We start from the raw sequence: 26,018 nt of genomic DNA on the forward strand, positions 1-26,018 counted from the left end.
GACTCCTTACTGAACGGCTTTACGCGGCGCCGTTGGGTCTGCCGGTGGGGTGAAGGTACGCAGGTCGATGGTCGGCGCACTGTCGCCGCCCAGACGGTGATCAAGTATCAGCAATTTCGCATTGCCCAGGCCCTCGGTCAGTTGGGCCAGGTATTGCTCCAGCAAAAACGCCTGGCCTGCCTTGGCATAGGCCTGACGTTCAGCACTGAAGCGCAGGTCCGCACCCTGTGCGCCGGCCAGAATCTCGCGGGCGGCGGCACTGGCCTGATCACGCGCCACGCTGGCGTTGAGCTGCGCCTGATTGGCCTTGTCGCTGGCCGCGCCGCGCTCGCGGGAGATCAGCGCCTGTGCACCAATCTGCGCAGCCTGCACAGCATGATAGGCATTGGCAGCACCGGCGGGCGGGTGGATGGCTTCGACCACCGTGGCGAGCAATTCGACGCCGCTGTCCAGACGCTGCAAGTCGGCCTGCACGGCCTTGCCGATGTCATCGGCCAGGCCGCTGCGCTGTTCGCCGAGCAGCTCATCCAGCGTGCGCGAGGCAAAGTCGTGCACCAGCACGCGGCTGGCCGTGCTGCGAATCAAGGCCGGAATGTCAGCGCTGTTATAGGTCGACGCCATGGCTGCGGCATCTGTCAGGCCGATGCGGTAGACGAACCGCACGTCCATGTTGACGATCTGAAAGCTCTGCTTGTCGCCTGCACTGCTGGCAATGACCTGGGATTTTTCGTTGATATGGCTGGCATCCCACAGACGGTTGGCGCTGCCAGGCGGCGGGCCTTCGGCCGGGTCCAACGTCTGCTCGAAAGTGTCGGCGGCCGAAACGCTGGTCGCCAGTTCATGAACCACGCCGTTTTCAACCGCCAGCACGCGCCCGAACGGCCACGGCAAACCCACATGCAGACCGGGTCCGAATACGTCGACCGGCTTGCCGAAGCGCTCATAAATGCCCCGCCCCTGCATGGGAATTTCATGCACGCCGCTCAGCACCCAGCCCAGCGCTGCGACCACCGCCAACACCGGCAAAAAGGCGCGACGCATGTAGGTAAAGGCCCAGATCTGGCGCAGATCGATGCCGAAACGGTTGTGCAGTTCGTGCTGCAAGGCGAGCAGCGGGCGCGGTGGCCAGCGCAACAGGTCAGCGATGAAACTGGCGGCCAGCAGGCGTGGTTCGCTACGTGGGTTGCGCGGGCTGAACACCGACAGCACAGCGCGCAGCAGGAACTCCAGCGCCACGCCAAGCGGCAGCAGGCCGATCAACACCGCCAGCCGCGCAGGCCAGACACGCTCTGCGCTGGAGAAAAACAGGCACAGCGCGCCGATCAGCAGAACGATCAGCGTCATGCGCACCAGTTGCGCCAGCGCTCCGGCCTCCGGCGACTGACTTTCGGACTCGCTGCTCAATTGCCGCTCGATGACCAGCAGGCCGAACGCCAACAGCAGCATGACACTGCCGGCCAGGCTACCAGCCGTGGAGAGGTCGGCGCCGAACAGCGCCAGGTTCCAGAAGGCGCGAACGACGATCAACGCCAGCACCGCCCAAGCGGCAAGCCACAGGGTCGAACTGCCCACATGCCTGACCAGCGATTTGCCGGAGTCACTCAGCCGTTCAAGCAGGCGCTCGTACCAGCCGCTCTCGTCGGCAGCAGACAGGCTTTCGTCGAAGGTGTCTGCATCCGGCGAACGCAGCGCGCGAGCCCGCCACAGCGCGACATGCCGCGCCGATTGCAAGCCCGCCGTGAGCAGAAACAACGCCGCCGAGGCGTTGCACAGCACAGCCATCCACAAAGAGCCGGGGGAAAACAGATCGATGGACAACGCCAGCAGCAGCCCGAACGCCCCTGCCCCACCGGTCACATACATCAATCGTCCCAGACGCCGAACCTGTTGCACCGCCATTTGAAAACGCGGCAGGCCTTCAAGGCCTTCGTGCTCATCCAAATCAACCCGCATCACTACCCCGGCACCCGCTTATTTATCGCCCTTTGGAGAGCCCTGCATTGGCATCTGAATGCCAGTGAATCATAGCGTTACGATATAACACGCGGAATGAAACTTTCGTCAGGACTATTAGCTGAACGAATGTGCGATAGCGGTGCTGCCCAGCGGTCGATTCGACCTGAAGTCGTACAGATGATGAGCCCGCACGCCCGAAAAATGTTTGCTGAATATTGCCTGGCAAAAAAGTTTTTAGCGTCGTCCGAAGGCACCCAGTTGATCGGCGCTTCTTGCCCCGATCGGCTGGAAGCCTTGCGCCACGCGGCGATGCGCTTAATCGATTAGTCTAAAGCGCTGCAAAAATCCGCGTTATAGCCGTCAATACGCCGGATTCATTACCCCTGATCGGCGTTTTTTTTTGGCCGATTTCCGAACCGTATCTCGTCTTTGTTATCTGTTGTGGGTAGTTTGCGTTCGGCAAGGAGTCGTTGGCGCGCCATTTTTTGTGCAGGACGCACAGAATTACTCAGAGGCTTCACCTTTATGAATCGCAGAAATCTCCTGAAAGCGTCCATGGCGTTGGCCGCCTACGGCAGCGTATCGGCCTCAGGGCTTTTTGCTGCGCGGGCACTGGCCGCCGCAGCCGATGGCGAGATCGAACACTTCGATTTTGCAGAGTTGCAGGCGCATGCCAAGAAGCTTGCGAGCAAAGGGTATGTGAGCAACAAGCAGGTGCTGCCACCGGTACTTGCGAACATGACGCCGCAGCAATTCAATGCCATCCGCTACGACCCGAATCACTCGCTGTGGAAAGACGTCCACGGCCAGCTCGACGTGCATTTCTTCCACGTCGGCATGGGTTTCAAGACCCCCGTACGCATGTACAGCGTCGATCCGCAGAGCAAGCAGGCGCGCGAAGTGCATTTCCGCCATGACCTGTTCAACTACGAGAACAGCGGCATCGACAAGAATCTGGTCAAGGGCGATCTGGGCTTTGCCGGTTTCAAACTGTTCAAGGCGCCTGAAATCGCCATCAATGACGTCGTTTCGTTCCTCGGCGCCAGCTACTTCCGCGCGGTGGACAGCAACAAGCAATACGGCCTCTCGGCCCGCGGCCTGGCCATCGACAGTTACGCCAAGCGTCAGGAAGAATTCCCGGACTTCACCAAGTTCTGGTTTGAAACACCGGACAAGAACGCGACACGCTTCGTGGTTTACGCACTGCTCGATTCGCCGAGCGCGACCGGTGCCTATCGCTTCGACATCGACTGTCAGGCCGGCCAGGTGGTCATGGAAATCGACGCGCACGTCAATGCGCGTACCGACATCCAGCAGTTGGGCATTTCGCCGATGACCAGCATGTTCAGTTGCGGCACTCACGAACGCCGTATGTGCGACACCATCCACCCGCAAATCCACGACTCGGATCGCCTGTCGATGTGGCGTGGCAACGGTGAGTGGATCTGCCGTCCGCTGAACAACCCGGCCAAACCGCAATTCAGTGCGTTCTCCGACACCGATCCGAAAGGCTTCGGGCTGGTACAGAGCGATCACGAATTCTCCAGCTATCAGGACACGGTCGTCTGGTACAGCCGTCGTCCAAGCCTGTGGGTCGAGCCGATCACGGCGTGGGGCGAAGGCGAGGTCAGCCTGCTGGAACTGCCGACCACCGGCGAGACGATGGACAACATCGTGGTGTTCTGGACACCGAAGACGCCGGTCAAGGCCGGGGATTCGATGAACTACGGCTACAAGCTGTTCTGGAGCCCGCTGCCGCCGGTGAGCACGCCGCTGGCGCAGGTCCACGCGACGCGTTCAGGCATGGGCGGTTTCCTCGAAGGCTGGGCACCGGGCGAGCATTACCCGACAACCTGGGCACGCCGCTTTGCGGTGGACTTCAACGGCGGCGGTCTGGATCGCTTGCCGGAAGGCACCGGGATCGAACCCATCGTCACGGTCACCCATGGCAAGGTGCAGGACTTCAACATCCTCGTGCTGCCGGACATCAAGGGCTACCGCGTCACCTTCGACTGGGTACCGGACAGCGACTCGGTCGAGCCGGTCGAAATGCGCATGTTCATCCGCACTGGCGACCGTACGCTGAGCGAGACCTGGCTCTATCAGTACTTCCCGCCCGCACCGGACAAACGCAAGTACCCGTAATCCGCAAATGGGTGACGCAGAGCGTCACGAAAGGCATTCCCACGCTGGAGCGTGAGGAACGATAGGTGTCTGCAGGATCGCGTCCGCAGGAACACCATCGTGCCCATGCTCAAGCGTGGGCATGCCGTTCCGGACGCTCCGCGTCCTGTCCTAGGTACTGCAGCGCAGCGCAGATTTGTGACGCAGAGCGTCACGAAGGGCATTCCCACGCGGAGCGTGAGGAACGATAAGTGTCTGGGCTGGGGCATGAGGAACGATAGGTGTCTGCAGGATCGCGTCCGCAGGAACACTATCGTGCCCATGCTCCAGCGTGGGCAAGCCGTTCTGGACGCTCCGCGTCCTGTCCTCGGTACTGCAGCGCGGCGCAGATTTGTGACGCAGAGCGTCACGAAGGGCATTCCCACGCGGAGCGTGAGGAACGATAGGGGTTCTCAGGAACACCATCGTGCCTACGCTCCAGCGTGGGCACGCCGTTCTGGACGCTCCGCGTCCTGTCCCGGGCACGGGGCGTGCGGCGCATAACCATTAATCCTGACTAATTAATTGACAGTTGCCCCAACTGCGACTGATATACCTGTTGTCATGCCGTTGCGAGCGTCCGCTCCAGACCCCCATCTCACAAAGCCTGCCTGTGTCGACACGTCCCCGTGATCGTCGGGCGGTAGCTTTGTCCGCGCAATTCCCCTGACGTATTTCACAAGGCAGCCAGCATGGCGTTGAATACTGCGAACGGCGTCGACGCCAGGTCGTCGTTGATGTCCTTTGACAAGTCCACGGTGGTGGTGTGGGTCGCCATCAGCCTGATTCTGGTCGAGACCTTTTCCGGAGCATTGCGCTTCTACTTCGATCAGGCAGGCCTCAGCCCCCTGCTCTACCTGCCCAAGGCCGCCTGCATCCTGCTGTTTGCGCTCGAACTGCGCACCTTCAGGGCCGGATGGCTGTTCTGGACATTCACGATCCTGTGGCTGCTTTCCGGGCTGCTGGCCATGCTGCATCGCGCCAGCGTGCACAACCTGGCGTTCAGCCTGTTCGCGCTGAGCCCGCTGGTGTTCGGCCTGGTATGTGGCCGGCACCTGCTGTATCGCCGCAAGCTGTTGTACCGCGCCATTGGCTTCTGCCTGCTGGCCTCGCTGCTGGGGATTGCCCTGGACAAGCTCACCTCCGTGCCGTGGAAGGGCTACAGCTACAGCGTCGGTGAGACGCAGTTGAGCGCCAATACCTCATGGAGTGCGGACGAGGTGGATCGCATTGCCGGTTTCGCCAGGGTGTCCAACGTGCTGTCGATCATGATCGCCTTCTACACGCTGTACCTGCTCATGTTCCTGCGCTCGCGTCTGATGATGGTGTTGCTGAGTGCGGTGGCGCTTTACGCCATCGTGCTGACCACCAGCAAAGCGCCAGCCGCGGCCTTCGCCCTGACCATCGTGCTGCTGTTGTTGCGGCGGATGAGCTGGACCTGCAGGACAGTGTGCACCGTGGTGGTAGGCATCGGTCTGCTGTTGCCGGCACTGGGGCTGATTGTGAGTCCTGATGCCTACGCGGTCAGCAGCGGCGGCTCGCTGGCCTCGCTGTATGACCGGCTGATCAACACCTGGCCCGGCCTGATCAATGCGATGAGTCGCGAAGGCTGGATGATCAGCGGCGCAGGCTTCGGCATGGTCGGCAGCACGATGGGGCTGTTTCCAGTGGACGGTGCCGGGGTATTTCTCGGCATGGACAGCTCCGCCCTGTACCTCTGGGCAATGCTGGGCGTGCTCGGCTTGCTGCTGTATGTGCTGCAGATTCCGCTGTTGTTCCGCCTGATCGATGATCAGACCCGTGTCGGCCATATGCTGCTGGCGATCAGCTTCTGCTGGTGCCTGATCAGCTGGACCACCGACATGTTCGAGGTCGCTGTCGCCAACCTGTTCATCGGCCTGGCGATTGGTCATGTGATTGCCGGCAGAGAACCTTCTGCGAGCCATGCGCCCGGACTGTCGCCGGCTGCCCGCTGACCGCCACCCCATCACCACCACGCTGGCCGCCGATACGTTTCGGCTGATCCCGGCACCCTCTCCCTCACGATCAGCCAACGGATGGCGTTCTCAAATGGACTTCAGAAAAGACATCAATGGCCTGCGCGCCATCGCAGTGATCGCGGTACTGCTCTTCCACTTCCACCCCGACTGGCTGCCTGGCGGCTTTGCCGGTGTCGACGTGTTTTTCGTGATCTCGGGGTATCTGATCACCGGCATCATCCTGCGCGGCTTGAGGAGCGGTAAGTTCAGGCTGGCAGCGTTCTACACGTCACGGGCCAGACGCATCGTCCCGGCCCTCGCTGCGCTGTGTTTTGCCTTGCTGCTGCTGGGCTGGTTCGCCCTGCTGCCGCTGGATTACAGTGCGCTGGGCACACATGTGGCGAGCAGCCTGGGGTTCGTTTCCAACGTTGTCTATTGGCGTGAGGCGGGGTATTTCACCGCCAGTGCCCATGAGAAATGGTTGCTGCACACCTGGTCGCTGTCGGTGGAATGGCAGTTTTACCTGCTGTACCCGATTGCGCTGCTGATGCTCAGCCGCTTCGTCGCGCTGCATAACCTGCGCTGGTGGATACTCGGAGCAAGCCTGGCAGGCTTTGTGGTCTGCATACCTGCCTCCTCGCAATGGCCGGAGGCAGCGTTCTACCTGCTGCCGACCCGCGCCTGGGAGTTGCTGGCAGGTGGCGTCGCCTGCCTGTTCCCGCTGCAATTGAAGGCCCTGCAGCAACGCGCTCTGGAACACATCGGACTGACGCTGATCGTGGCCGGTTTCTTTCTGCTGTCCGTGCAGGACACATGGCCGGGTTATCTGGTGCTGATGCCGGTGCTGGGGACATTCGCGGTGATCATCGCCGCGCGCAACGACTCGCTGCTGACCTGTAACCCACTGGCCCAATGGACCGGCACACGGTCGTACTCGCTGTACCTGTGGCATTGGCCGGTGGTGGTGTGGATGAATGACGCCGGCTTGCTGGGCGAGACCCGCACGGTGCTGGTGGGCATCGGCGTGGCCGTGACGCTGGGTCTGGTTTCATGGCGGCTGATCGAGCAGCCCGTCAGCAGGCCGTCATCCGATCAGCGCAGCAGACGTGCCACGTTCGGCGCGCTGATCGCTCTGCTGTTCGTCGGCGGAGCGCTGGTGAGTGCGACTGGCGGCGCGGTATCGCCACTGCGACCTGTGAGTGTTTCGGACAAGGCGCGTTTCATTCAGGAATACGCTGATCGTCAGCACAACCTGTACGAGCCTTACTGGCTGAAATGTGATGCCTTCTCTGCCCTGACCCAACGCGGCCAATCAGGCATCGACGAAGCCTGCACGCGCAAGCAAGGTGCGGGCGGCGTGTTCCTGTGGGGCGACTCTCACGCGCAGGCGCTGTCGCTCGGCTTGCGTACCTTGCTGACACACAGCACGCCTTTCTATCAGGTCGCCTCGGCCAGTTGCCGTCCCGGTCTGAGTGACCATCAAGGACGTACCTCTGCGACCAGCAGGGCCTGTGACTACTCCAACAGAACGGCCCTGCAGGGCATCGAAAAGCTGCGTCCGGATATCGTGGTCATCGCGCAGAAGGATGGGCACGACAAGACTGACTGGACGCAGATCGCGACCCGGCTCAAGGGCTTGGGCGTGAAGCATATCGTGCTGATCGGCCCGGTCCCGCAGTGGAACCCGTCGCTGCCCAGCGTCATCGCCAACCGCCATTGGGGGCTGAGCGAATCGCACATCCGCGATCCGGCTCTGGATCAAAGCATCATGCTGGTGGATCAGGCGGCCCGCAATTTGGCCGCATCGGCAGGCATCCAGTTCGTGTCGCTGATCGACAAACTGTGCATCGCCGATGCCTGCCTGGTACGCCTGGAAGACAACCGCTCGCTGCTGCAGATCGACTCGGGGCACTTGAGCGCAGAAGGTTCGCTGTACGTCGTGCGCAACTATGTACTGCCGCAATTGGTGAATTAACAAACGTCCTGTTTCTGGAGGCTGTAGCGGCCTCTTCGCGAGCAAGCGAAGCGTCGCCCGGCTCGCTCCCACGAGACAGGTGTATAACGATGGGGTCGTCGATCAATGCAGCTCTTTGAGGCGCTCGGCAAACTTGACGAGGTCGGCCAGGGAATCGGCTTCCATCTTGCGCATCACCGAGCCACGGCGGACCTTGACGGTGATTTCGCTCACGTTCAGCCGGGCTGCAATCTGTTTGTTGAGCAGGCCGCTGACCACCAGCTCCATCACCTGCTGCTCACCGAGATTGAGGCTTGCGTGGCGGCGCCGCAGTTCGGCTTCGACGGCGGCACTCTGGCGCCGGCTGCGATCCTGCGCCAAGCCCTGCTGAATGGCGTCGAGCAAGTCCTGATCGCGAAAGGGCTTGGTCAGAAACTCCACCGCACCGGCCTTCATCGCCCGCACGGACATGGGGATGTCACCATGCCCGGTGATGAAAATGACCGGCAGGGAAATCCCCGACCTGGCCATATGTTCCTGGAAATCCAGGCCGCTCATGCCCGGCATGCGGATGTCCAGAATCAGACAGCCCGGCGCGTCAGGACGCGGGGTGTCCAGGAACTCGCGGGTCGAGCCGAACAGCATGCTGCGCAATCCGACCGAGGCCAGCAGGTCCTCCAGCGAGGAGCGCACCGACAGGTCGTCATCGAGGACGTAGATGATCGGCTCTTCGGTCGGTGATGCAGTGGCAGCTGTGCTCATCAGGTTTCCATCTTTCCAGTAGGCAAGGTGAAGTGAAACGTAGCACCGATTGACGGGTTGGGCGTGACCCAGATGCGCCCGCCATGGGCCTCGATGATCGAACGGCTGATCGCCAGGCCAATCCCCATCCCTTCCTCCTTGGTGGTGTAGAACGCGTCGAACAACTGGTGGATGTTTTCCGGCAGCACGCCGATCCCATTGTCGCTCACCGCAAATCCGATATCGCCGCCGTCTTGCAAGCCCACCCGAACCTCCAATTGCGCCTGATCTGCCTTGAGCTTTTTCATCGCATCCACACCATTGAGCATCAGGTTCAGCAACACTTGCTGGATCTGCACCCGATCAGCCAGCAGCGGCGGCAGGCCCTCCGGCACGTCGACCAGCAGTGCGACGCCCTGCCCTTCTATCTCGCTGTGTGCCAACGCGACGATCTCGGCGACGGTATCGGCCACGCTGATCCACTCCTTGTGAGTGGACGAACGCTTCGCCAGGGCACGCACTCGCACGATGATGTCCCCGGCGCGGTTCGCGTCACTGATCATGCGCTCGACCGCCTGGCGGGCCTTGTCCAGGTTGACCGGCTCGGTGGCCAGCCAGCGCTGACAGGCATTGCCGCTGGTGACAATGGCCGACAGCGGCTGATTGACCTCATGAGCAATGGACGCCGTCAGCTCACCCAGTTGATTGACCCGTGCGATCCGCGCCAGCTGCGAGCGCGCTTCGTGTACCGAACGGATAGCCAGCGCCATGCGCAGTGCCAGCCAGGTGGTCATGGCAATGGCCGCCAGGCTGATGATGCAATTGATCAGCCCGGACGCCTCACTGCCTCTGGAGGTCGTCATCTCGTAACTGATCACGGTCAGCACCATGCACAGCAACGCCATCGCGATAACGCCTGTGGCCGGCAGGAACCTGACCGCCAGCAGCACCACCACAATCTGAAATACGCCCACGGCGATTTCCAGGTCGGTCAAGGTGTCGGCAACCGCAATGACCAGCGCCAGCATCAGCAACGCGATCAGCCGCACCGCCATAGCGGCCTTGCCGTAGGATTCAGGTTCACGCATGCGCATCATCCCGCTGGTTGCAAAAGGCCCATTGAGTATGTCCTACAAACCTCAGGACGGGTTGTCCAGGCTGAACTGATCGGCCAGTTCGTCATAGGCGAACAACTCCGCGTAGCGCCCCCATTGAATCACTGCATTGAGGGTCTGCATGGCGTCGCTTTCGGACATGAAGTCTTCGAGTTGATCACGAAAGCGCCGTGCCGGTGCCGTGTGCGTGGGACGATCATCCAGCACTCGACGGATATGCGCCACCAGCGGCACGAAGCTCAGCAAATGCTGGGCAAACAACTGTTTGCGCTCGTCGACATCCGCCAGCGCATAGCGATTGGCGGCAGGCAGCAGGCGAATGTCGCCGCCCTTCAGTTCAGCGAAGCGCAATAGTTGCAGCACCTCGGCAATCGGGAACAGCTCGTCGGCGTTGTAGTGCAGCGCCGCGGCCAGCTCCGGCAGGTCGGCTTTCAGGCTATAGGGCGGCGCGTGAATCGCCTCGATCAGCCCGGCCAGTGCGTTGGTGGAAACCTGTGGCAACACCATCCCCAGCCCGGTGCCCGGAAACACGCCCTGACGGATTTCGCCGGCGTCGTTGTCCTGGGTCATCAGCACGTAGATTTCTTCCACCAGCGCCCGAAAGATCGGGTCCTGGCGGTTACGTGGCTGGGGCAGATCGACCTTGATCTCGCTGATCACCCGCCCAGGATTGGAGGAGAACAGCAGGATGCGGTCGCACATCAGCACGGCTTCGGCGATGTTGTGCGTCACCATCAGGATCGACTTGATGGGCATGCGCCCTTCGCTCCACATGTCCAGCAAGTCAGTGCGCAGGGTTTCGGCGGTGAGCACGTCGAGCGCGGAAAACGGTTCGTCCATCAACAGCACGTCAGGATCGATGACCAGTGCACGCGCCATGCCCACCCGCTGGCGCATCCCCCCGGAAAGCTCCTTGGGGTAGGCGCTCTCGAAACCGTCCAGGCCGATCAGATCGATGGCAGCCAGTGCGCGCTTGCGGCGGACCGCGGCGGGCACACGTTGCGCTTCGAGGCCGACTTCGACGTTTTCCAGCACGGTCAGCCAGGGAAACAGCGCAAAGCTCTGGAACACCATGCCCACCGACATCGCCCGCCCTTGCGCACGACGCGGGAAATTCACCTCACCTTCGGTGGGCACCACCAGCCCGGCGATGGAGCGCAACAGGGTCGACTTGCCCGAACCGGACCGGCCCAGCAGGCCCACTATTTCGTTCTCGTTGAGCGTCAGGGTCACGTCATCCAGCACCAGGCGCTCTTTGCTGCCTTTGCCGTACACATGTCGGACCTTTTGAACATCTACCAGGCAACGCGTTTCGACAGCCATCATGATGGCGCCCTCCCCTTACACAAGATCAGACAAGACTCAGACGTCGCTCGGCAAACCCGTACAGCGGGCGCCACAGCAACCGGTTGAACGCAATCACGAACACCGACATGACCACGATGCCCAGCGCGACGCGTGGAAAGTCGCCCGCCTGGGTCGCATTGGCGATGTACGACCCCAGGCCTGCCGCTTCCAGATGCTGATCGCCCCAGGAAACCGCTTCGGCGACGATACTGGCGTTCCACGAACCACCCGACGCGGTCAGCGCCCCGGTGATGTAGTAGGGAAACACGCCGGGCAGCGCGACACGGCGCCACCACTGCCAGCCACGCATGTTGAACATGGTCGCCGCTTCGCGCAGGTCAGTCGGCAAGGCACTGGCCCCGGCGATCACGTTGAACAGGATGTACCACTGGGTGCCGAGCACCATCAGCGGCGACAGCCAGATGTCCGGGTTCAGGTGCAGGCCGACAATCGCGATCACCGCAAAAGGGAACAGAACGTTGGCCGGGAACGCCGCCATGAACTGCGCGATTGGCTGCAAGCGTTCAGCCCAGACCGGACGCAGGCCGATCCAGATACCGACAGGCACCCAGATCAGGCTGGCGACGACGATCAATACGATCACGCGCACCATCGTCGCCAGGCCCAGACCAAAGGCAGTAACCATATCGCTGGCGCCCAGTGACGCCTCGATGAACCTGAACAGGTACACGCTGCCGGCCAGGCAGGCGGCCATGACCAGACCCAGCCACGCGTAGTCGAGCACGCGGGCGACGCCTGGGGTGAGCTTCACTTTCCACAGCCGGGAGATCACGCGCCCGTCGATCAGCATCAGGCATTTCCACGGTGCAGCCAGGACCGAGCCCAGCATCGGTGCGACACGGGAGCGGCCAAGCACGCTGTACATCCACGAGCGCGGACGCTTCGACGATGCGGTTTGCTCGAAGCGGAATTTGTCCGCCCAGGCGACGATCGGCCTGAACAGCAATTGGTCATAGGCCAGAATCACCAGCGCCATTGCGCCCACTGCCCAGGCAATCGCAGCCAGGTTTTTCTGCTCGATGGCCAGCGCCAGCCAGGAACCGATGCCCGGCAGATTGACCGTGGTATCGCCGACCGAAATGGCCTCGCAGGCGACCACGAAAAACCAGCCGCCGGACATCGACATCATCATGTTCCACACCAGCCCCGGTATGGCGAACGGCAGTTCCAGGCGTGTAAAGCGCAGTACTGCAGATAACCCGAACTGACGGCTGACTTCATTCAGGTCACTGGGCACAGTACGCAGTGACTGATAGAAACTGAACGCGAGATTCCAGGCCTGGCTGGTGAAGATGGCAAAGATCGCTGCGCATTCAACGCCCATCTGCCGACCGGGAAACAGGCCCATGAAGAAGGTCACGGTGAACGTCAGAAAACCCAGCACCGGTACCGACTGAAGAATATCCAGCGCCGGGATGATCACCTGCTCGGCCTTGCGACTTTTGGCTGCCAGCGTGGCGACGACAAAGGTAAAGATCAACGAAGCGGCCAGCGCGATGAACATACGCATTGTAGTGCGCAATGCATATTCGGGCAGGCGCGCCGGATCGAGGCTCATGGGGCTTGAATTAAGCACCGCCAACGGCTGCATCATCTGGCCAAGGCCATAGATGAACAGGCCAATGAACAGAGTCAGGATGGCCAGGCAAATACCATCGGCCCAATAAGGCGTGCGTGCACCGGGTTTGACGAAACGGGGCGTCCGCAGGCTTTTACCGAATTCAAATATCGAATGCATTGCTCACCTCGAGCCGGCCGCGCAGGCGCAGACCCACCCGCTTTAATAAGCAAACAGGCAGTCAGCGATAACAGATAAAGGCCGTGAGTTAATAGTTGCCGTACAGTGAGGTAAAGCTTATAGCGTTTCGATCAACAGTAGAAACCTGCATAAGTAGCTCATGTTTATCTGTCAGTATCAGTGATATATACCAACGTATAGTTATATAACTGTGGCTCTGTTGTTCAGGCCAGTTAAGCGTTATTCAGAGGAACATTATCGTGCCCATGCTCCTCCGGGCATGCCGTTCCGGACGCGACTATCGTGCGACGCTCCGCGTCGTATGCCGTTCCGGACGCTCTGCGTCCTCACTTGAGCAGGCGGTACGACCGGGGATGTGACGCGGAGCGTCACGAACGGCATTCCCACGCTGGAGCGTGAGGAACGATAATCTCGACTATCGTGCGACGCTCCGCGTCGTCACTTGAGAATGCGGTACGACCCAGAGCTGTGACGCAGAGCGTCACGAACTGCATTCCCACGCTGGAGCGTGCGGAACGATAATCTCGACTATCGTGCGACGCTCCGCGTCGCATGCCGTTCCGGACGCTCTGCGTCCTCACCTGAGAAAGCGGTGCGGCCTGGAGCTGTGACGCGGAGCGTCACGAACTGCGTTCCCACGCGGGAGTGGTGTGACCCCCGAAGGTTGGATGCAACCTTTGGAGGCGTCATGGGTAAATATACAGAGCAGGCAAAACTCGCAGCCGTGAAAGAGTATTGTGCCGGCAAGGCAGGTTTGAGGGATGTTGCGCGTCGCCACGATGTGGACTTTTCCTGCCTTCGTCAGTGGGTCGCGGCTTATCAGATCCACGGCCCAGCCGCTCTTAAAGAGAAAAGGCGGCAGCGTTACAGTGACGAATTCAAGCTAGCTGTTTTGAAGCGCATGCATGATGAGCGATTATCACTGCGCCAGACAGCGGCCTTGTTCGATATCCGTCAGTTCGGCATCATCAATCTATGGCAGCGCCTTTTTGACGAAGGTGCTCTTAACGCATCCTCAAAGCCCCCTAAGAAAGTTGGACGCCCAAGAAAGATGACGACGCCCCTTCCCCCTGTGAACTCCGCTCCGATCAACGATGAATCGCGCTCGCGTGACGAGTTGCTTGCCGAGGTGAAGCAACTGCGGATGGAGGTCGATTATCTAAAAAAGCTCGATGCCTTGGTTCAGAAGAAGCAACGAATAGCGCAGCAGAAAAAGCGCAAATCGTGATGGAACTGAGGCCTTTACATTCTCTGGACGGCCTGCTGAAGTTTGCCGGTCTGGCACGCAGCACTTTTTACTATCAACAAAAGGTACTGCTGGTAGATGACAAATACGCCGGGCTGAAAGACCTGATTCAGGCAACTTTCTACGAGCACAAGGGCCGGTATGGCTATCGTCGCATCACGGCAGCTTTGCGCAGGGCGGGCCATCTTGTGAACCACAAGACGGTGCAGAAACTAATGGGGCAGCTAGGCCTGAAGAGCCTGATACGCGTGAAGAAATACCGTTCCTACAAAGGCGAAACAGGCAAGGCCGCGCCTAACCTGCTAAAGCGTGATTTCAAAGCGCAATACCTTAACCAGAAATGGGCCACCGACGTGACCGAATTCAAAGTAGGAGGCCAGAAACTTTATCTGTCGCCGATCATGGATCTGTACAGCGGCGAAATCATTTCCTATGCGATTGCCAGGCGCCCGCTGTACTCCATGGTCGACGAAATGCTTGAAGGAGCATTTAAGCGGCTTGGACCGCATGAAAAGCCGATTTTGCATTCCGACCAGGGCTGGCAATATCGGATGCCTATTTACCAGCGACTGCTCAATGAGAATTCGATCGCAGCCAGCATGTCGCGCAAGGGTAACTGCTACGACAACGCGGCTATTGAGAGCTTTTTTAGCACGCTGAAATCCGAATTTTTCTACCTGAACAAATTTAACGATCTGGATGAGCTTCAAGCGGGTATCGAAGAGTACATTGAGTATTACAATCACTCACGCATAAAACTGAAGCTTAACGGCCTGAGTCCTGTGGAATACAGAATGCAGGCCGCCAAGGCAGCGTAGGTGGATAATTGTCCAACCTTCGGGGGTCACACCAGAGCGTGCGGCACGACAGATGTCCGGCTGCTCCGCGTGGGCACGACCGTCAGGTGGATCACACCCGGAAGTGGCTGACCATCATCTGCAGCTGGCCACCGAGGCGTGCCAGCTCGACGCTGGAGGCTGCGGTTTCTTCGCTGGCTTCGGCGGTCTGTTCGGATACATCGCGAACGTTGACGATGCTGCGGCTGATTTCGTCGGCCACCGAGCTTTGCTGTTCGGCAGCGGCAGCGATCTGCTGGTTCATCGCCTGAATGCTCGAGACGGTCCGGGTGATGCTTTCCAGCGACGTACCGGCCCTGCGCGTCAGTTCGACACTGCTGTCTGTCAGGGTGCGGCTGCCAAGCATGATGCCCGACACCTGACGCGTGCCGTTCTGCAATGCAGCCACCAGCCCTTCGATTTCTTCGGTGGACTGCTGGGTACGCTGCGCCAGGCCGCGAACTTCGTCGGCGACCACGGCAAAACCCCGGCCGGCTTCCCCGGCACGTGCTGCTTCGATAGCAGCATTGAGGGCCAGCAGGTTGGTCTGCTCGGCGACCGCCTTGATCACATCCATGACCTTGCCGATCTTGTCACTGTCCTGCTCCAGCACGTTCATTGCGTCGGATGAGCGAACCACTTCGGCGGCCAGTCGCTCGATCTGCTGGATGGCTTCGCCGACGACCTTATCGCCGTCGCGCGCCTGCTGGTCGGCATCGGAAGCCGCCACGGAAGCCTGCTCGGCATTGCGCGCCACTTCGTGCACCGTCGCCGACATTTCATGCATGGCGGTGGCCACCTGGTCGGTCTCGACCTTCTGGCTGTTGACCCCTGCACTGGTCTGCTCGGTGACCGCCGACAGTTCTTCGGCCGCGCTGGCAATCTGCGTGACGCCATCGCGAATACCAGAGATCAGTTCACGCAGCGTCGTACCCATGCGCTGGATGCCTTGCTGCAAGACGCCCAGTTCATCGCGTCGGGTGACCGCTTCGGTATGGGTCAGGTCGCCGGACGCAATACGCTCGACGATGGCCAGCGTATCGCGCAATGGCCGGGTGATCTGACGCGTGATGATCACCGCGGCAAGTATGCCCAGAAGCATGACCAACACCACACAACCTATCTGCAGGCTGCGCGCGTGAGCGGTGTCTTCCTTGCCCATCTGCATCTGCAGGCCGTACAACTCTTCGCCCAGCTTGACGATGGTCGCACCCTGGGTGGTCAGATCCTTGCGCACGCTCGCTGCTGTCTGAGTGGTTGCCTTGAAGGCATCGACCGAGCTGCGGTAATTGCGTAAAGCGCTTTCAAACTGTGCGATCTGTTCGCGGTTGGCAGGACCAAAAGCGGCCTTGAACCTGTCCAGATGACTGATCGCGCTATCCAGTTGCTGGAAGGCTGCTGTCTCGGTCTTGTCATTCGGATTGCCGGTATAGCCACGCACTTCATAACGCACCAGAAGCAGGTCTTGCCGAGCGCTGTTTGCCAACTGGGCCAGATCGAAGCGTGCCGGGTCAGCAGGATCTATCTGCAGGACCGCATTGTTCAACGACTCTACGGCCTGCATCGCTGCTGTGCCATTGGCAGTCATCTCGTTGCGCACCTTGGCCCCGGTCTGGTACGCGGCGCGCATGCTGTTCAGGGATGCCTCATAGTCGCGGGTGACATCGGCCAGCTCGCGCAGCGGCTTGAGGTTGACCGGATTGTTGAAGCTGACGAGCAGTGATTGCTGCTGCGCCTTGAACACATCCAGCTTGCTTTGCATATTCTGTGCTGCGGTTTCATCGCCGTCAGTCAGCATGTATTGCAAACGCGCGACTCGCAGATTGGTCAGGTTGTCACTCAGCCTGGTGATATCGCCGATGCGGTCGGTGCGATAGATGAGCTTGTCGAGGCTGATCCAGCCAACAAGGGCGAGGACAGCCGTGAAGAAAAGAACGGTCCCAAAGCCCAATGCCAACTTCATGTTGACGCTGATATTCGCAAATCTGCTGTTCATAAAATCTCCTGAAGATGCTTTTTTGTGCGCAACGAAAGAGCTGAGATTTGTTTTTATGGACAGCAAACCCGCGCGCCAGAGCTATCGGCCGCAGAAGAGCAAAACTTGATCGGAAAAAGGCAATCCGCGCGAGCGCGCCGATTCGGGAGGGAAATCGGGGGCTGAACAGCCCCCGATTCAATCAGGCAATCAGTTTGAAACGCGCCACGACATTGCGCATGTCGCTGGCGACCCGCGCCAGTTCATCGGCGGTAACCGCGTTGTTGTCGATACCCAGCATCAACGTACCGGAGCTGTTACGAATCTCCATGACATTGCGGTTGATGTCTTCGGAGACCGCATGCTGCTGCACGGCGGCACTGGCGATCTGCGTGTTCATCTCGACGATACGCTCCACGCCCTGACTGATGCTCGACAGGCTGCCCGAGGCATCGCTGGCGGCACTGATGCACGCATGAGCCTTCTGCTGCCCGGCCTGCATCTGCTGCACGGCAGCGTCGGTCGCACCTTGCAGTTGCTGAATGATGCCGCGAATTTCTTCGGTCGACGCCTGAGTGCGCGAAGCCAGCGTGCGGACTTCATCAGCCACCACGGCAAATCCGCGACCCTGCTCACCTGCCCGTGCAGCTTCGATGGCGGCATTGAGGGCCAACAGGTTGGTCTGATCGGCAATGGTGCTGATGACCTGGATAACACCACCAATCGACTGACTGTGCAGGGCCAGCGCCTGGACCTTCTGGGCACTGAGTTCCACTTCTTCGGCCAGCGCCTGAATGGTCGAGTGTGCCTGGTGCATGATGCGCAGGCCGTTACGCGATGCAGTATTCGCTTCATCGGCGGCCAGCGCAGCACCTTCGGTGTTCTGCGCCACATCGGCGACGCTCGCGGTCATCTCGTTGATCGCGGTCGCCACTTGCTCCGTTTCAGCCTGCTGCGCGTTCATCGACTGCTTGGCCAGGCCGATGGATGCGCCCAGCCGGGACGCTACATCCGTCAGTTCGTAAGAGGTGCGGTCCATGTGCGAGATGGAGCTGGCGAAGGCGTCGGCCATCAGGTTCAGGCCGTTGGCGATATCCGCCACTTCGTCCTTGCTGACGACCGCTACGCGTGCACTCAGATCGCCCTCGCCCAGACGTCGGGTAACGCCCAGCAGGCTGTCGATGGTCAGGCGCAAGGCGCGGTAGATGCTGCAGAACGCGTAGAGCAGCAACAAACCCATGATCACGCACATGGCAATCACGACTTCGCGTTGCAGCACCAGGGCGTCGTAGCGAGAATTCAACTCATCCTGAAGCGCGGTCTGAATTTCGTCCTGAGCCTTGTAGAGGCCCGAGACAACCACGTTGCCGCGCGCACTCAGCGCCTGACCCTGCTGCACCGAAAACTCTGTGCCTTTTACGTACGCGTGCAGGTCGCCGCGAAAGCTGTCCATCGCTGCAGTAGCGGCAGTGATCGGGTCACTGATGCGCGCGGCCAGCTCTGGCGAACGGCGCTTGAGCAGTCGAATGCTTTGCTCCAGCTCCGCCCGAAATTGCAGTTCGATCTTCAGCAGGCTTTCCAGCGAGCCGCGCATCGATACACTCAGCCCCTGACCGGTTACCAAACCTGCCGTGATGCCGCGGATCTGACCGGCGACGTTGATTTCCCGAGGCATACGGATGGTGCTCAGGTCGATCAGAAACAGCGAGGCGTAATCTTCGTCCAGCACCATGCCTGAGGTCGCCGAGACGTAGTAGATAAAGTTGAGAGTCTGGGCCAGTTGCTCGTTCCACTGGGCGAATACTTCATCCTGCGACAGGCCTGGCTTGATACTGTCCATCAGGGAGCGGGTGCTTTCACGCAGGCGCTGTACGCGGTTCTCGGTTTCCAGCTGCTGCCCTTGGCGTGCGTCCATGTCGGCAAGATTGGCAAGAGCGGTTTCGAGCTGAGCGCGATTGCTGATCACATCCTGAGCGGCAGAGGCATCGCCGGCGAGCAGACGGTTACTGGCCGCGCGCTGGAGCATGGAAGTTCGCAGCACGGGGGTGGTCAATTGCAGGTATTCACGGCCGACGCGCTCTTGCGCGACCGTGTCGATGCTTGCATTCAGGCTGTTGAAAACCCGAAGACCGAGAACGATCAGCGGGATAACGATAATGATGGCTAAAACGGCAAACTTGGCAGGGAAACGCAGGCGATTGGTCAGGTAGATACCAGGCGAAAGGATGTTCATAGTGTTCTCTTTTTAATTAGGGTGTCCGATCCGGGCGGAAAAGCTCCTTTCTTTGCATCACGGGTAGTACAGGGCAGCTATGCCGTGCTGAACGAGGTCATCCATTCAGATAGAGGCACATTGACATCACTTGAGAGCAGTGGCCTGTCAGGAAGTTCAATGGGTGCTATAGCCTGATACCCGGGCTATCGACCAAGCCACGGTTAACGTGAGGTCAGGATCATGGGGCGAATGGCGGGCGAGAGCGCTTTACCGCTAATACGCTTGCGGCAGGCATGATTCGAATGAGGGTATTCAGGTCAATCAGGCGGGAAACAACTGTTCATCTGACAGTCTGGCGACCGTAGACTTTGCAAAAGAGAAATACCGTCGTGCGACATCGTGACGCACGACGGTAGGTGTCGTATCGAGGTGATCGAGGGCTCTTCAAGCCCTCGCCCACTCCACGTTCGACAAACCGAGCTTTTCCGCCTGAGGCTTGCTCAGCTTCGGCACCGGGTCGGAACGGTACTTGGGGATCGCACCGAACCCGGCATCCACTGAAGCCCAGTGCCAGGCCTCTTTATTGTCCATGGCGCCTGCTCTTATGTAGAACGTCTTGTAACTGCCATGCAGCAGGTAATCGATACGGTAGTGTTTTTCATCAGCCATTGTGGTGCTCCTGCTTTGTCGACTCGCAAAACAGATCACAGCAGTTTCAAAAAATTCAAAATATTAATGCCATCATTTAAATGATATCATTTAGCCATAACCTGATGTATCTTTATAACTGAACCCTAGGGTTTAGTTGGCGATAGAGTTTGTTTATAACTGCACTTTTACGCTGTTTTCAGCGGGAAACAGTGACGGCCGCCGAGCCGGTTAAAATAGGCTTCTCCGCCACGATGAACGGACATTCAGCGCAGCATAGGGAATAATAAAATTCTATTGAACGGCAGTTTAAACACCGTCGGTCCTCTTTAAAAAAGTTAGCAGTAACGATCGTGCTCCTCAGTCTCTCATAACCTGTGACTGCGTTGAATCGAGCCCATGCACATGGGTTGACGCTTCCCGAGAGATCAAAGCCTGAGGATACGACATGTTCATGTATAACAAGCGACTTCAATATACCGTACGCGTAGCAAGACCCAATCCTGGACTGGCCAACCTTCTGCTTGAGCAGTTCGGTGGGGCTCAGGGTGAACTGGCCGCCGCCGGCCGCTACTTCACTCAAGGGTTGAGTGAAGAAGATCCAGGCCGTAAGGACCTGCTGATGGATATCGCCACCGAAGAACTGAGCCACCTTGAAATCGTCGGTTCCATTATTGTCATGCTCAATAAGGGCGCCAAAGGTCAATTGGCTGAAGGCATCGAAGAAGAAGGCGAGTTGTATCGCGCTATCAACGGTAATGGCAATGACTCACATATCACCAGCCTGCTATACGGCTCCGGTGCGCCGCTGACCAATTCTGCCGGTGTGCCTTTTACAGCGGCTTATATCGATACCATCGGCGAACCAACAGCGGACTTCCGTTCCAACATCGCCGCAGAATCAAGAGCCAAGATTGTTTACGAGCGATTGATGAACGTGACCGATGACCCTGGCGTTAAAGAAGCGCTGGGCTTTCTCATGACTCGGGAAATCGCACACCAGTTGTCGTTTGAAAAAGCCCTGCACGCCATCCAGCCCAACTTCCCGCAGGGCAAGCTGCCGGGCATGCCGGAATTCACCAACAAGTACTTCAACATGTCCGGCGAATCCAATGTACGCGGCGCCTGGAATCAAGGCGGCGACTGGGAGTATGTGGAATCGCCACAAGCGGCTGTCGATGGCGGCGATGGTACGGCCTCGGTCACGCTCAATGAAAAGGACACCGAGGCGCTGGAAATGATGAAGGAACGGACCCAGTCCGACCCGGCCGCCAACCCGATCACCGGGGCGGACCTGGGTTCTGGTCTGGTCCAGGGCAAAGATGCCTGAAACGGCAACCCTTGTTATGTTCAGGAGAATGGAATCATGAAGAAACTTCGCTCCAGCACATCCCCTTCGCCGCAGGGCGAGTTCGATACCGCCTTGAGCGACGCGGTATTTGTAAAAGGGCTTCGTGCCTTCGAAGCCCAGGCGCTGCGTGCACGCCGAGGCTTCCAGGTGGTGATGGCGATCAAGGGTTTCGGCGTTGGAACCCTGCTTGAAAACAACCTGCCACGGCGCTGATCTCACAGCGCATCAAACCCGACTTGTCCACAGGCCAGCAGGCAATCCGCTCGCCTGTGGACAAGTCTCTCTTCGCTGAAAAGGGCAAGAACATGACTCGCACGACGATAGAAGATTTGTTCATTCACGAACTTTCAGACGTTTACAGCGCTGAAAAGCAAATTACCAAAGCACTCCCGCGTCTGGCACGCGCTTCGACCAATCCACTGCTGGCAGAAGCCTTCAAGGCTCATCTTGAAGAAACTCAGGCTCAGATCGATCGTATCGATGAATTGGTGGAAGGCGCTGGTCTGAAGCTGAAACGCATGAAGTGCGCGGCCATGGAAGGTCTGATCGAAGAAAGCAAGGAATTGCTGGAAGAGATCGAAAAAGGTGCAGTGCTCGATGCCGCGTTGATCGGGGCATGCCAGAAGGTCGAACATTACGAGATCGCCAGTTACGGCACACTCATCGCAATGGCCAGACATTTAAATATGAAAGAGGCAGCCGCTTTGTTGAGTGCAACGTTGGCGGAAGAAAAAGGCGCAGACGAAAAGCTCACGGAGATCGCCGAACAGGGCGGAACCCAGGCGGCCACTTCGAAAAAGTAATCATGGTTCACAGCGTCAGCCGCATGACGGTCTACAGGGTGTAGATCCCGTCATGCGGGCTAGTGGAATTACTTCTTGGCAGCATCACCGCCATGCGCAGCAGCGAGTTTTTTCGCATGCTCCAGATGCTTCTCCAGCGTAGGCAGCGTTGCCTTTGCAAACGCCTTCAGCTCTGGATCCTTGCCATTCTCGGCCTCTTCCTTGTACAGCTTGATCGCCTGCTCATGCGCGGAGACCTGATTGTTGGCATAAGCCTGGTCGAACGACTTCTCGCGCATCTCCAGAATCATTGCCTTGGCTTTGTCCATCAGCATAGGGTCTTCGGACACTTCAAGGTTCTTGCTTTTTGCGATTGCAGCCAGCTTCTCATTGGCAGCGGTGTGATCCGTGACCATCTGCTTTGCAAATTCCTTCACATCTGCAGAGACACCTTTCTCATCCTGTGCGAGCTTGCCAACCTGAACTTCGGCGATGCCTTTAGCAGAAGCGTCTTCTACGAAATCATCAGCGTCCTGAGCAGCAACAGCCATTTGCGAACCTAGCGAAAGTACAACGGCAATGGCGCTCATGCGAAAATAATTGGTCATTTTCGGTCATCCTTTTATGGGCTGAATACGTCATCGTTATCGACGACATGAACGTTACGACCTGCTTCAAATACCTGCGTTCAGCCTTTTTGATCAGACGCGGCATACGCCGGTACCACGGCCACCTGATGCTGATGTAAACCCGAACCGGCAATGCATTTTTTCCGCGCGACCATCGCCCCCTGGAATAAGCACGATCGCCACCTATCGGCGCCCGGAAAATTACGCTGAATTTCCCTGTACCGAGGCACTCACTTATCTACGCTGCATAGAAAAACAGAAAGTCCCGAATGACTGCGTCAACGTGATGTTCAACTGCCGAGGTACGATTTTCATGACGTCTCTTCAAGTGATGACAGGCGATGCCGTCGTCAAAACCGTCGTTGAAGAAGCCCGTTCAAAAACCGTCTATCAATCATGGATGAATGAACGTGCTCCCGAACATCAACACGATGCGGTCCTGTTTCTGAATCACTGCCTGGCCCTGGCCGAGCGGGAACACTGCGACCTTCCGGCCCAGCCTGAAGCGCTTGAACAGTGGATGGAGCAGAACGTAGGGGTCGTGGCTGATCAATATGCGCTCTATCTCGAGCAACGCCGCGCAGGAAAACCGAGACGGTTTTTCAAGAACAAAGCGCACGCGATGTATTTCATTCAGCAGGTCGCACCGACCAAAATGGTCGACGGCGCCTGGCTATACGGATTGCTGCCGCGCTGGGCGGACTACCGCTTCCACGGCCTGATTCGTACGTATCTTGAAGAGCTCGGTGACGGCGAACAGGCGCAGAATCATGTCTCGCTGTACCGGAAACTGCTGGCGGATCTGGACTGCGATACCAACGCGCCACTGGCAGACGACGCTTACCTGCAGGGTGCGATTCAGCTGTCACTGGGGCAACTGAGCGAGCAGTACCTTCCCGAGGTCATTGGTTACAACCTGGGCTATGAACAGCTGCCGCTGCACTTGCTCATCACGTCATTCGAGCTGAATGAACTGGGCATAGACCCTTACTACTTCACCCTGCATGTGACGATCGACAACGCCAGCACCGGTCATGCGCGCAAGGCTGCGCAGAGCGTCCTTGAACTGATGCCTGTAGGCCAGGAACGCGACGAGTTTTACCGTCGTGTCGCCAGTGGTTACCGGCTCAATGAGCTGGGCATGGGTTCAACTCAGGTGATCCAGTCGTTCGACCTGGAGCAGGAAGTGATCGCCATGCTCGAGCGCAAGCGCACGTTCGGTCAGCACATGCATTCCGACTACTGCCGTCTCGACGGCAAGACTGTCAACGAATGGCTCGCCGAGCCCGATCAGATCCCGGAATTTCTTGCTGTACTGCAGAACAGAGGCTGGATCAAGCGTCACGAAGACCCTCTGCACAGCCGCTTCTGGAAGCTGTTCGAGGGCGCCGGCGCACCGATGTTCGGCGTCTTCAACGGTTATGAAAAGCAACTCGTGCACGACTGGATCGCCGGTGAGTGGCTGTCGGATGGCAGCGCTCAGCCCACGGTTGGCAAACGGCTTCCGGAAGCCTTTCGCTCGCGCTTCCGCAGCCTGCAAGATGGCGCTCAGCCCTCCCCCGCGCTTGCAGTGCCTGCCTCGGCAGATGCTGATCCGGACGTGCGCGAACTGCACATGAAACTGGAATCTGCGCCCGCCTCGGAGAAGATGTCCACGTTGATCGAAAGCATGTCGCCGGCGAGACACGCGACCGCCGCCGGCCTGCACGCGACGCGTCTGTTTGTGAACAGCATGGCCGAGCGCATGACAGGAGCCCACGCATGAGTCATCCCCTCCCCGACAGCGCCGCGCTGATTGCCCTGGCGCAGCGTCTTGAAAACAGCGGCTATCGCTTCATCACGCCCACGCCCCTGACTCATCAACACGTCAATCAGCGCCCGGAAAATCGTACTGCCGCGTCACTGCGCGATGTGTTCGGCTGGAGTCGGCTGATACCGGAGTCCATGCTGCCGGTCGAGGAGGCTCAAGGGTTGCTGGCTGCCGGTATTCTGGAACGTAAGGAAGACGGCTTGAAAAGCCGGGTGAGATTTTCCAGCCTGGATGATCTGCTGCTGGTGCATTCGGCGTTTCCTACCTCAGATGAAGACTCGGTGTTTTTCGGTCCGGATACCTACCGCTTCGCGCAGTCCATCAATCGCCATCTGCAAGGCACGTCGCATCCGGTCAACCGCGCCGTCGACATCGGCTGTGGCACGGGTGCCGGCGCCATGTTGATCGCGGTCGCCCGTCCGCAGGCACAGGTCCACGCCGTCGACATCAACCCCAAGGCGCTGCATTTCGCACAGACCAATGCGGCAGTCGCCGGGCTGAAGAATATGGAGTGCTGCCACAGCGATATTCTCTCGGGCCTGAGCGGAAATTTCGACCTGATCGTCGCCAACCCGCCCTACATGAAAGACACCCAGCGCCGCGCCTACCGCCACGGAGGTGATGCACTGGGCGCAGACCTGTCTGTGCGCATCCTGCGCGAGTCACTGGACCGCCTGACTCCTGGCGGCTCGCTGGTGCTTTACACCGGCGTGGCCATGGTGGGCGAGCACGATCCGTTCTTCGAGGCGGTGCAGGCCGATATCGACCATGCGGCACTGACATGGACCTACCGCGAACTGGACCCGGATGTGTTTGGCGAAGAGCTGCTTGAAGAGGGTTACGAAGACGTGGACCGTATTGCAGCAGTGGAGCTGGTGGTCACCCGACGCCCCGCATGACCCACCGAAATATCTTCAATAGTTCATGCTTATAACGCGCATAAGAACCAAGCATTGGTCAGCCTGACCGCATCCCGGTGAAACTTGCCACGAGCCATCGATCAACACCCTGCTGTTGATCGATGCAGGCTCGTCGCACACCGAAAAGGATGACGACACATGCCACGCCTTAACAGGATCATCGAAACAGCCCTCTACGTAGACGATCTGGCGAACGCCAGGGAGTTCTATTCCGACACCCTTGAACTGGAAGTGATGTTCGAAAGCGCGACATTGGTGGCTTTCAACGTCGGCGGTGTGAGCACCCTGCTGTTGTTCAAGCGCGGCGCTTCGTTGCAGACGCAGTACCTGAGCGGCGGAGAGATACCACCCCACGATGCACACGGCCGGATTCATGTGTGCTTCGCCATCAATGCCGACGAGATGCAAGCCTGGGCGGATCGCCTTGCCAGGGCCAGCGTCGCCATCGAAGGCCGCACCGAATGGCCCAAAGGCGGATCGAGCGTCTATTTCCGCGACCCCGATGAAAATCTCGTCGAACTCCTGACGCCGGGCTGCTGGGCGATTTATTGAATCGCTCAGGTCACACGTT

The 26,018-nt window shown here is 59.2% G+C and carries 20 protein-coding genes and 1 pseudogene; 11 read left to right on the forward strand and 10 right to left on the reverse strand.

All coding sequences use genetic code 11. The features are described from left to right. Positions 1–6: 6 nt before the first annotated feature. Positions 7–1,953, reverse strand: coding sequence for a protease modulator HflK (gene hflK / locus AC54XV_RS26860; protein ID WP_058822546.1), 1,947 nt, complete (start codon positions 1,951–1,953; stop codon positions 7–9). Between the two features lie 96 nt (positions 1,954–2,049). Here hflK and AC54XV_RS26865 point away from each other — a divergent pair, with 96 nt between their 5' ends. The 4 genes from AC54XV_RS26865 to AC54XV_RS26880 all read left to right on the forward strand — a co-directional run bounded on the left by AC54XV_RS26865 (position 2,050) and on the right by AC54XV_RS26880 (position 8,073). After that, complete coding sequence (locus AC54XV_RS26865) at positions 2,050–2,283, forward strand: hypothetical protein (RefSeq protein ID WP_129451593.1); 234 nt, start codon at positions 2,050–2,052, stop codon at positions 2,281–2,283. Between the two features lie 198 nt (positions 2,284–2,481). After that, positions 2,482–4,101 (forward strand): glucan biosynthesis protein D, encoded by a 1,620-nt coding sequence (locus tag AC54XV_RS26870; RefSeq protein WP_003401346.1) that lies wholly within the window; start codon positions 2,482–2,484, stop codon positions 4,099–4,101. Between the two features lie 710 nt (positions 4,102–4,811). Then, positions 4,812–6,095 carry a hypothetical protein gene (locus AC54XV_RS26875; RefSeq protein WP_496717531.1) on the forward strand — a complete coding sequence of 428 codons (1,284 nt, stop codon included), beginning with the start codon at positions 4,812–4,814 and terminating at the stop codon, positions 6,093–6,095. Between the two features lie 94 nt (positions 6,096–6,189). Continuing rightward, positions 6,190–8,073 (forward strand): acyltransferase family protein, encoded by a 1,884-nt coding sequence (locus tag AC54XV_RS26880; RefSeq protein ID WP_240851076.1) that lies wholly within the window; start codon positions 6,190–6,192, stop codon positions 8,071–8,073. A 102-nt stretch (positions 8,074–8,175) separates the two neighbouring features. Here AC54XV_RS26880 and AC54XV_RS26885 read toward each other — a convergent pair whose 3' ends face one another. Genes AC54XV_RS26885 through AC54XV_RS26900 form a run of 4 tightly spaced genes read right to left on the reverse strand, consistent with a single transcriptional unit; the run spans position 8,176 to position 13,014 of the window. Beyond that, positions 8,176–8,814 (reverse strand): response regulator transcription factor, encoded by a 639-nt coding sequence (locus AC54XV_RS26885; RefSeq protein ID WP_003401355.1) that lies wholly within the window; start codon positions 8,812–8,814, stop codon positions 8,176–8,178. Then, entirely contained in the window at positions 8,814–9,881 is a 1,068-nt protein-coding gene (locus AC54XV_RS26890; protein ID WP_060409288.1) for a sensor histidine kinase, read from the reverse strand. The genes AC54XV_RS26885 and AC54XV_RS26890 overlap by 1 nt, the downstream gene beginning before the upstream one ends. Before the next feature lie 51 nt (positions 9,882–9,932). Further along, positions 9,933–11,237 (reverse strand): ABC transporter ATP-binding protein, encoded by a 1,305-nt coding sequence (locus AC54XV_RS26895; protein WP_024640682.1) that lies wholly within the window; start codon positions 11,235–11,237, stop codon positions 9,933–9,935. Positions 11,238–11,259: 22 nt separating this feature from the next. Then, positions 11,260–13,014: an ABC transporter permease gene (locus AC54XV_RS26900; RefSeq protein WP_003401364.1), complete on the reverse strand. Its 1,755-nt coding sequence runs from the start codon at positions 13,012–13,014 to the stop codon at positions 11,260–11,262. A gap of 709 nt (positions 13,015–13,723) precedes the next feature. On the opposite strand from AC54XV_RS26900, the gene AC54XV_RS26905 reads away from it, so the two are divergent. Next, positions 13,724–15,099 (forward strand): IS3-like element ISPsy9 family transposase gene (locus tag AC54XV_RS26905; protein ID WP_104722995.1). Its coding sequence is split into 2 segments (ribosomal slippage): positions 13,724–14,195 and positions 14,195–15,099, totalling 1,377 coding nucleotides; the frame shifts between segments, so codons are not numbered across the junction. A 91-nt stretch (positions 15,100–15,190) separates the two neighbouring features. Here the strand turns inward: AC54XV_RS26905 and AC54XV_RS26910 are convergent. The 4 genes and pseudogenes from AC54XV_RS26910 to AC54XV_RS26925 all read right to left on the reverse strand — a co-directional run bounded on the left by AC54XV_RS26910 (position 15,191) and on the right by AC54XV_RS26925 (position 19,976). After that, a complete protein-coding gene (locus AC54XV_RS26910) occupies positions 15,191–16,054 on the reverse strand; it encodes a methyl-accepting chemotaxis protein (protein ID WP_371136417.1) in 864 nt (287 codons plus the stop codon). A gap of 39 nt (positions 16,055–16,093) precedes the next feature. After that, positions 16,094–17,113 (reverse strand): annotated as a pseudogene (locus AC54XV_RS26915) (methyl-accepting chemotaxis protein); the annotation flags it as partial. Positions 17,114–17,294: 181 nt separating this feature from the next. Beyond that, positions 17,295–19,325, reverse strand: coding sequence for a methyl-accepting chemotaxis protein (locus tag AC54XV_RS26920; protein WP_060406249.1), 2,031 nt, complete (start codon positions 19,323–19,325; stop codon positions 17,295–17,297). Positions 19,326–19,751: 426 nt separating this feature from the next. Continuing rightward, positions 19,752–19,976 (reverse strand): DUF6555 family protein, encoded by a 225-nt coding sequence (locus tag AC54XV_RS26925; protein WP_003316018.1) that lies wholly within the window; start codon positions 19,974–19,976, stop codon positions 19,752–19,754. A 427-nt stretch (positions 19,977–20,403) separates the two neighbouring features. Between AC54XV_RS26925 and AC54XV_RS26930 the strand changes: the two genes are divergently transcribed. From AC54XV_RS26930 to AC54XV_RS26940, 3 genes are all read left to right on the forward strand, one after another. After that, entirely contained in the window at positions 20,404–21,285 is an 882-nt protein-coding gene (locus AC54XV_RS26930; RefSeq protein ID WP_011269424.1) for a manganese catalase family protein, read from the forward strand. A gap of 36 nt (positions 21,286–21,321) precedes the next feature. Beyond that, complete coding sequence (locus AC54XV_RS26935) at positions 21,322–21,519, forward strand: hypothetical protein (RefSeq protein ID WP_003401374.1); 198 nt, start codon at positions 21,322–21,324, stop codon at positions 21,517–21,519. A gap of 92 nt (positions 21,520–21,611) precedes the next feature. Beyond that, positions 21,612–22,109, forward strand: coding sequence for a YciE/YciF ferroxidase family protein (locus tag AC54XV_RS26940; protein ID WP_032654854.1), 498 nt, complete (start codon positions 21,612–21,614; stop codon positions 22,107–22,109). 68 nt (positions 22,110–22,177) lie between these two features. Here AC54XV_RS26940 and AC54XV_RS26945 read toward each other — a convergent pair whose 3' ends face one another. Beyond that, positions 22,178–22,696 carry a DUF4142 domain-containing protein gene (locus AC54XV_RS26945; RefSeq protein WP_010428410.1) on the reverse strand — a complete coding sequence of 173 codons (519 nt, stop codon included), beginning with the start codon at positions 22,694–22,696 and terminating at the stop codon, positions 22,178–22,180. Between the two features lie 334 nt (positions 22,697–23,030). Between AC54XV_RS26945 and AC54XV_RS26950 the strand changes: the two genes are divergently transcribed. The 3 genes from AC54XV_RS26950 (at position 23,031) to AC54XV_RS26960 (ending at position 25,999) form a co-directional block, all read left to right on the forward strand. Then, entirely contained in the window at positions 23,031–24,482 is a 1,452-nt protein-coding gene (locus tag AC54XV_RS26950) for an iron-containing redox enzyme family protein (RefSeq protein WP_060409266.1), read from the forward strand. Continuing rightward, positions 24,479–25,426: a methyltransferase gene (locus AC54XV_RS26955; RefSeq protein ID WP_024640374.1), complete on the forward strand. Its 948-nt coding sequence runs from the start codon at positions 24,479–24,481 to the stop codon at positions 25,424–25,426. Before AC54XV_RS26950 ends, AC54XV_RS26955 begins: the two co-directional genes overlap by 4 nt. A 159-nt stretch (positions 25,427–25,585) precedes the next feature. Further along, positions 25,586–25,999 (forward strand): VOC family protein, encoded by a 414-nt coding sequence (locus tag AC54XV_RS26960; RefSeq protein WP_024651901.1) that lies wholly within the window; start codon positions 25,586–25,588, stop codon positions 25,997–25,999. Positions 26,000–26,018: the final 19 nt, after the last annotated feature.

It is taken from the genome of Pseudomonas fragariae (ex Marin et al. 2024), from assembly GCF_059621105.1.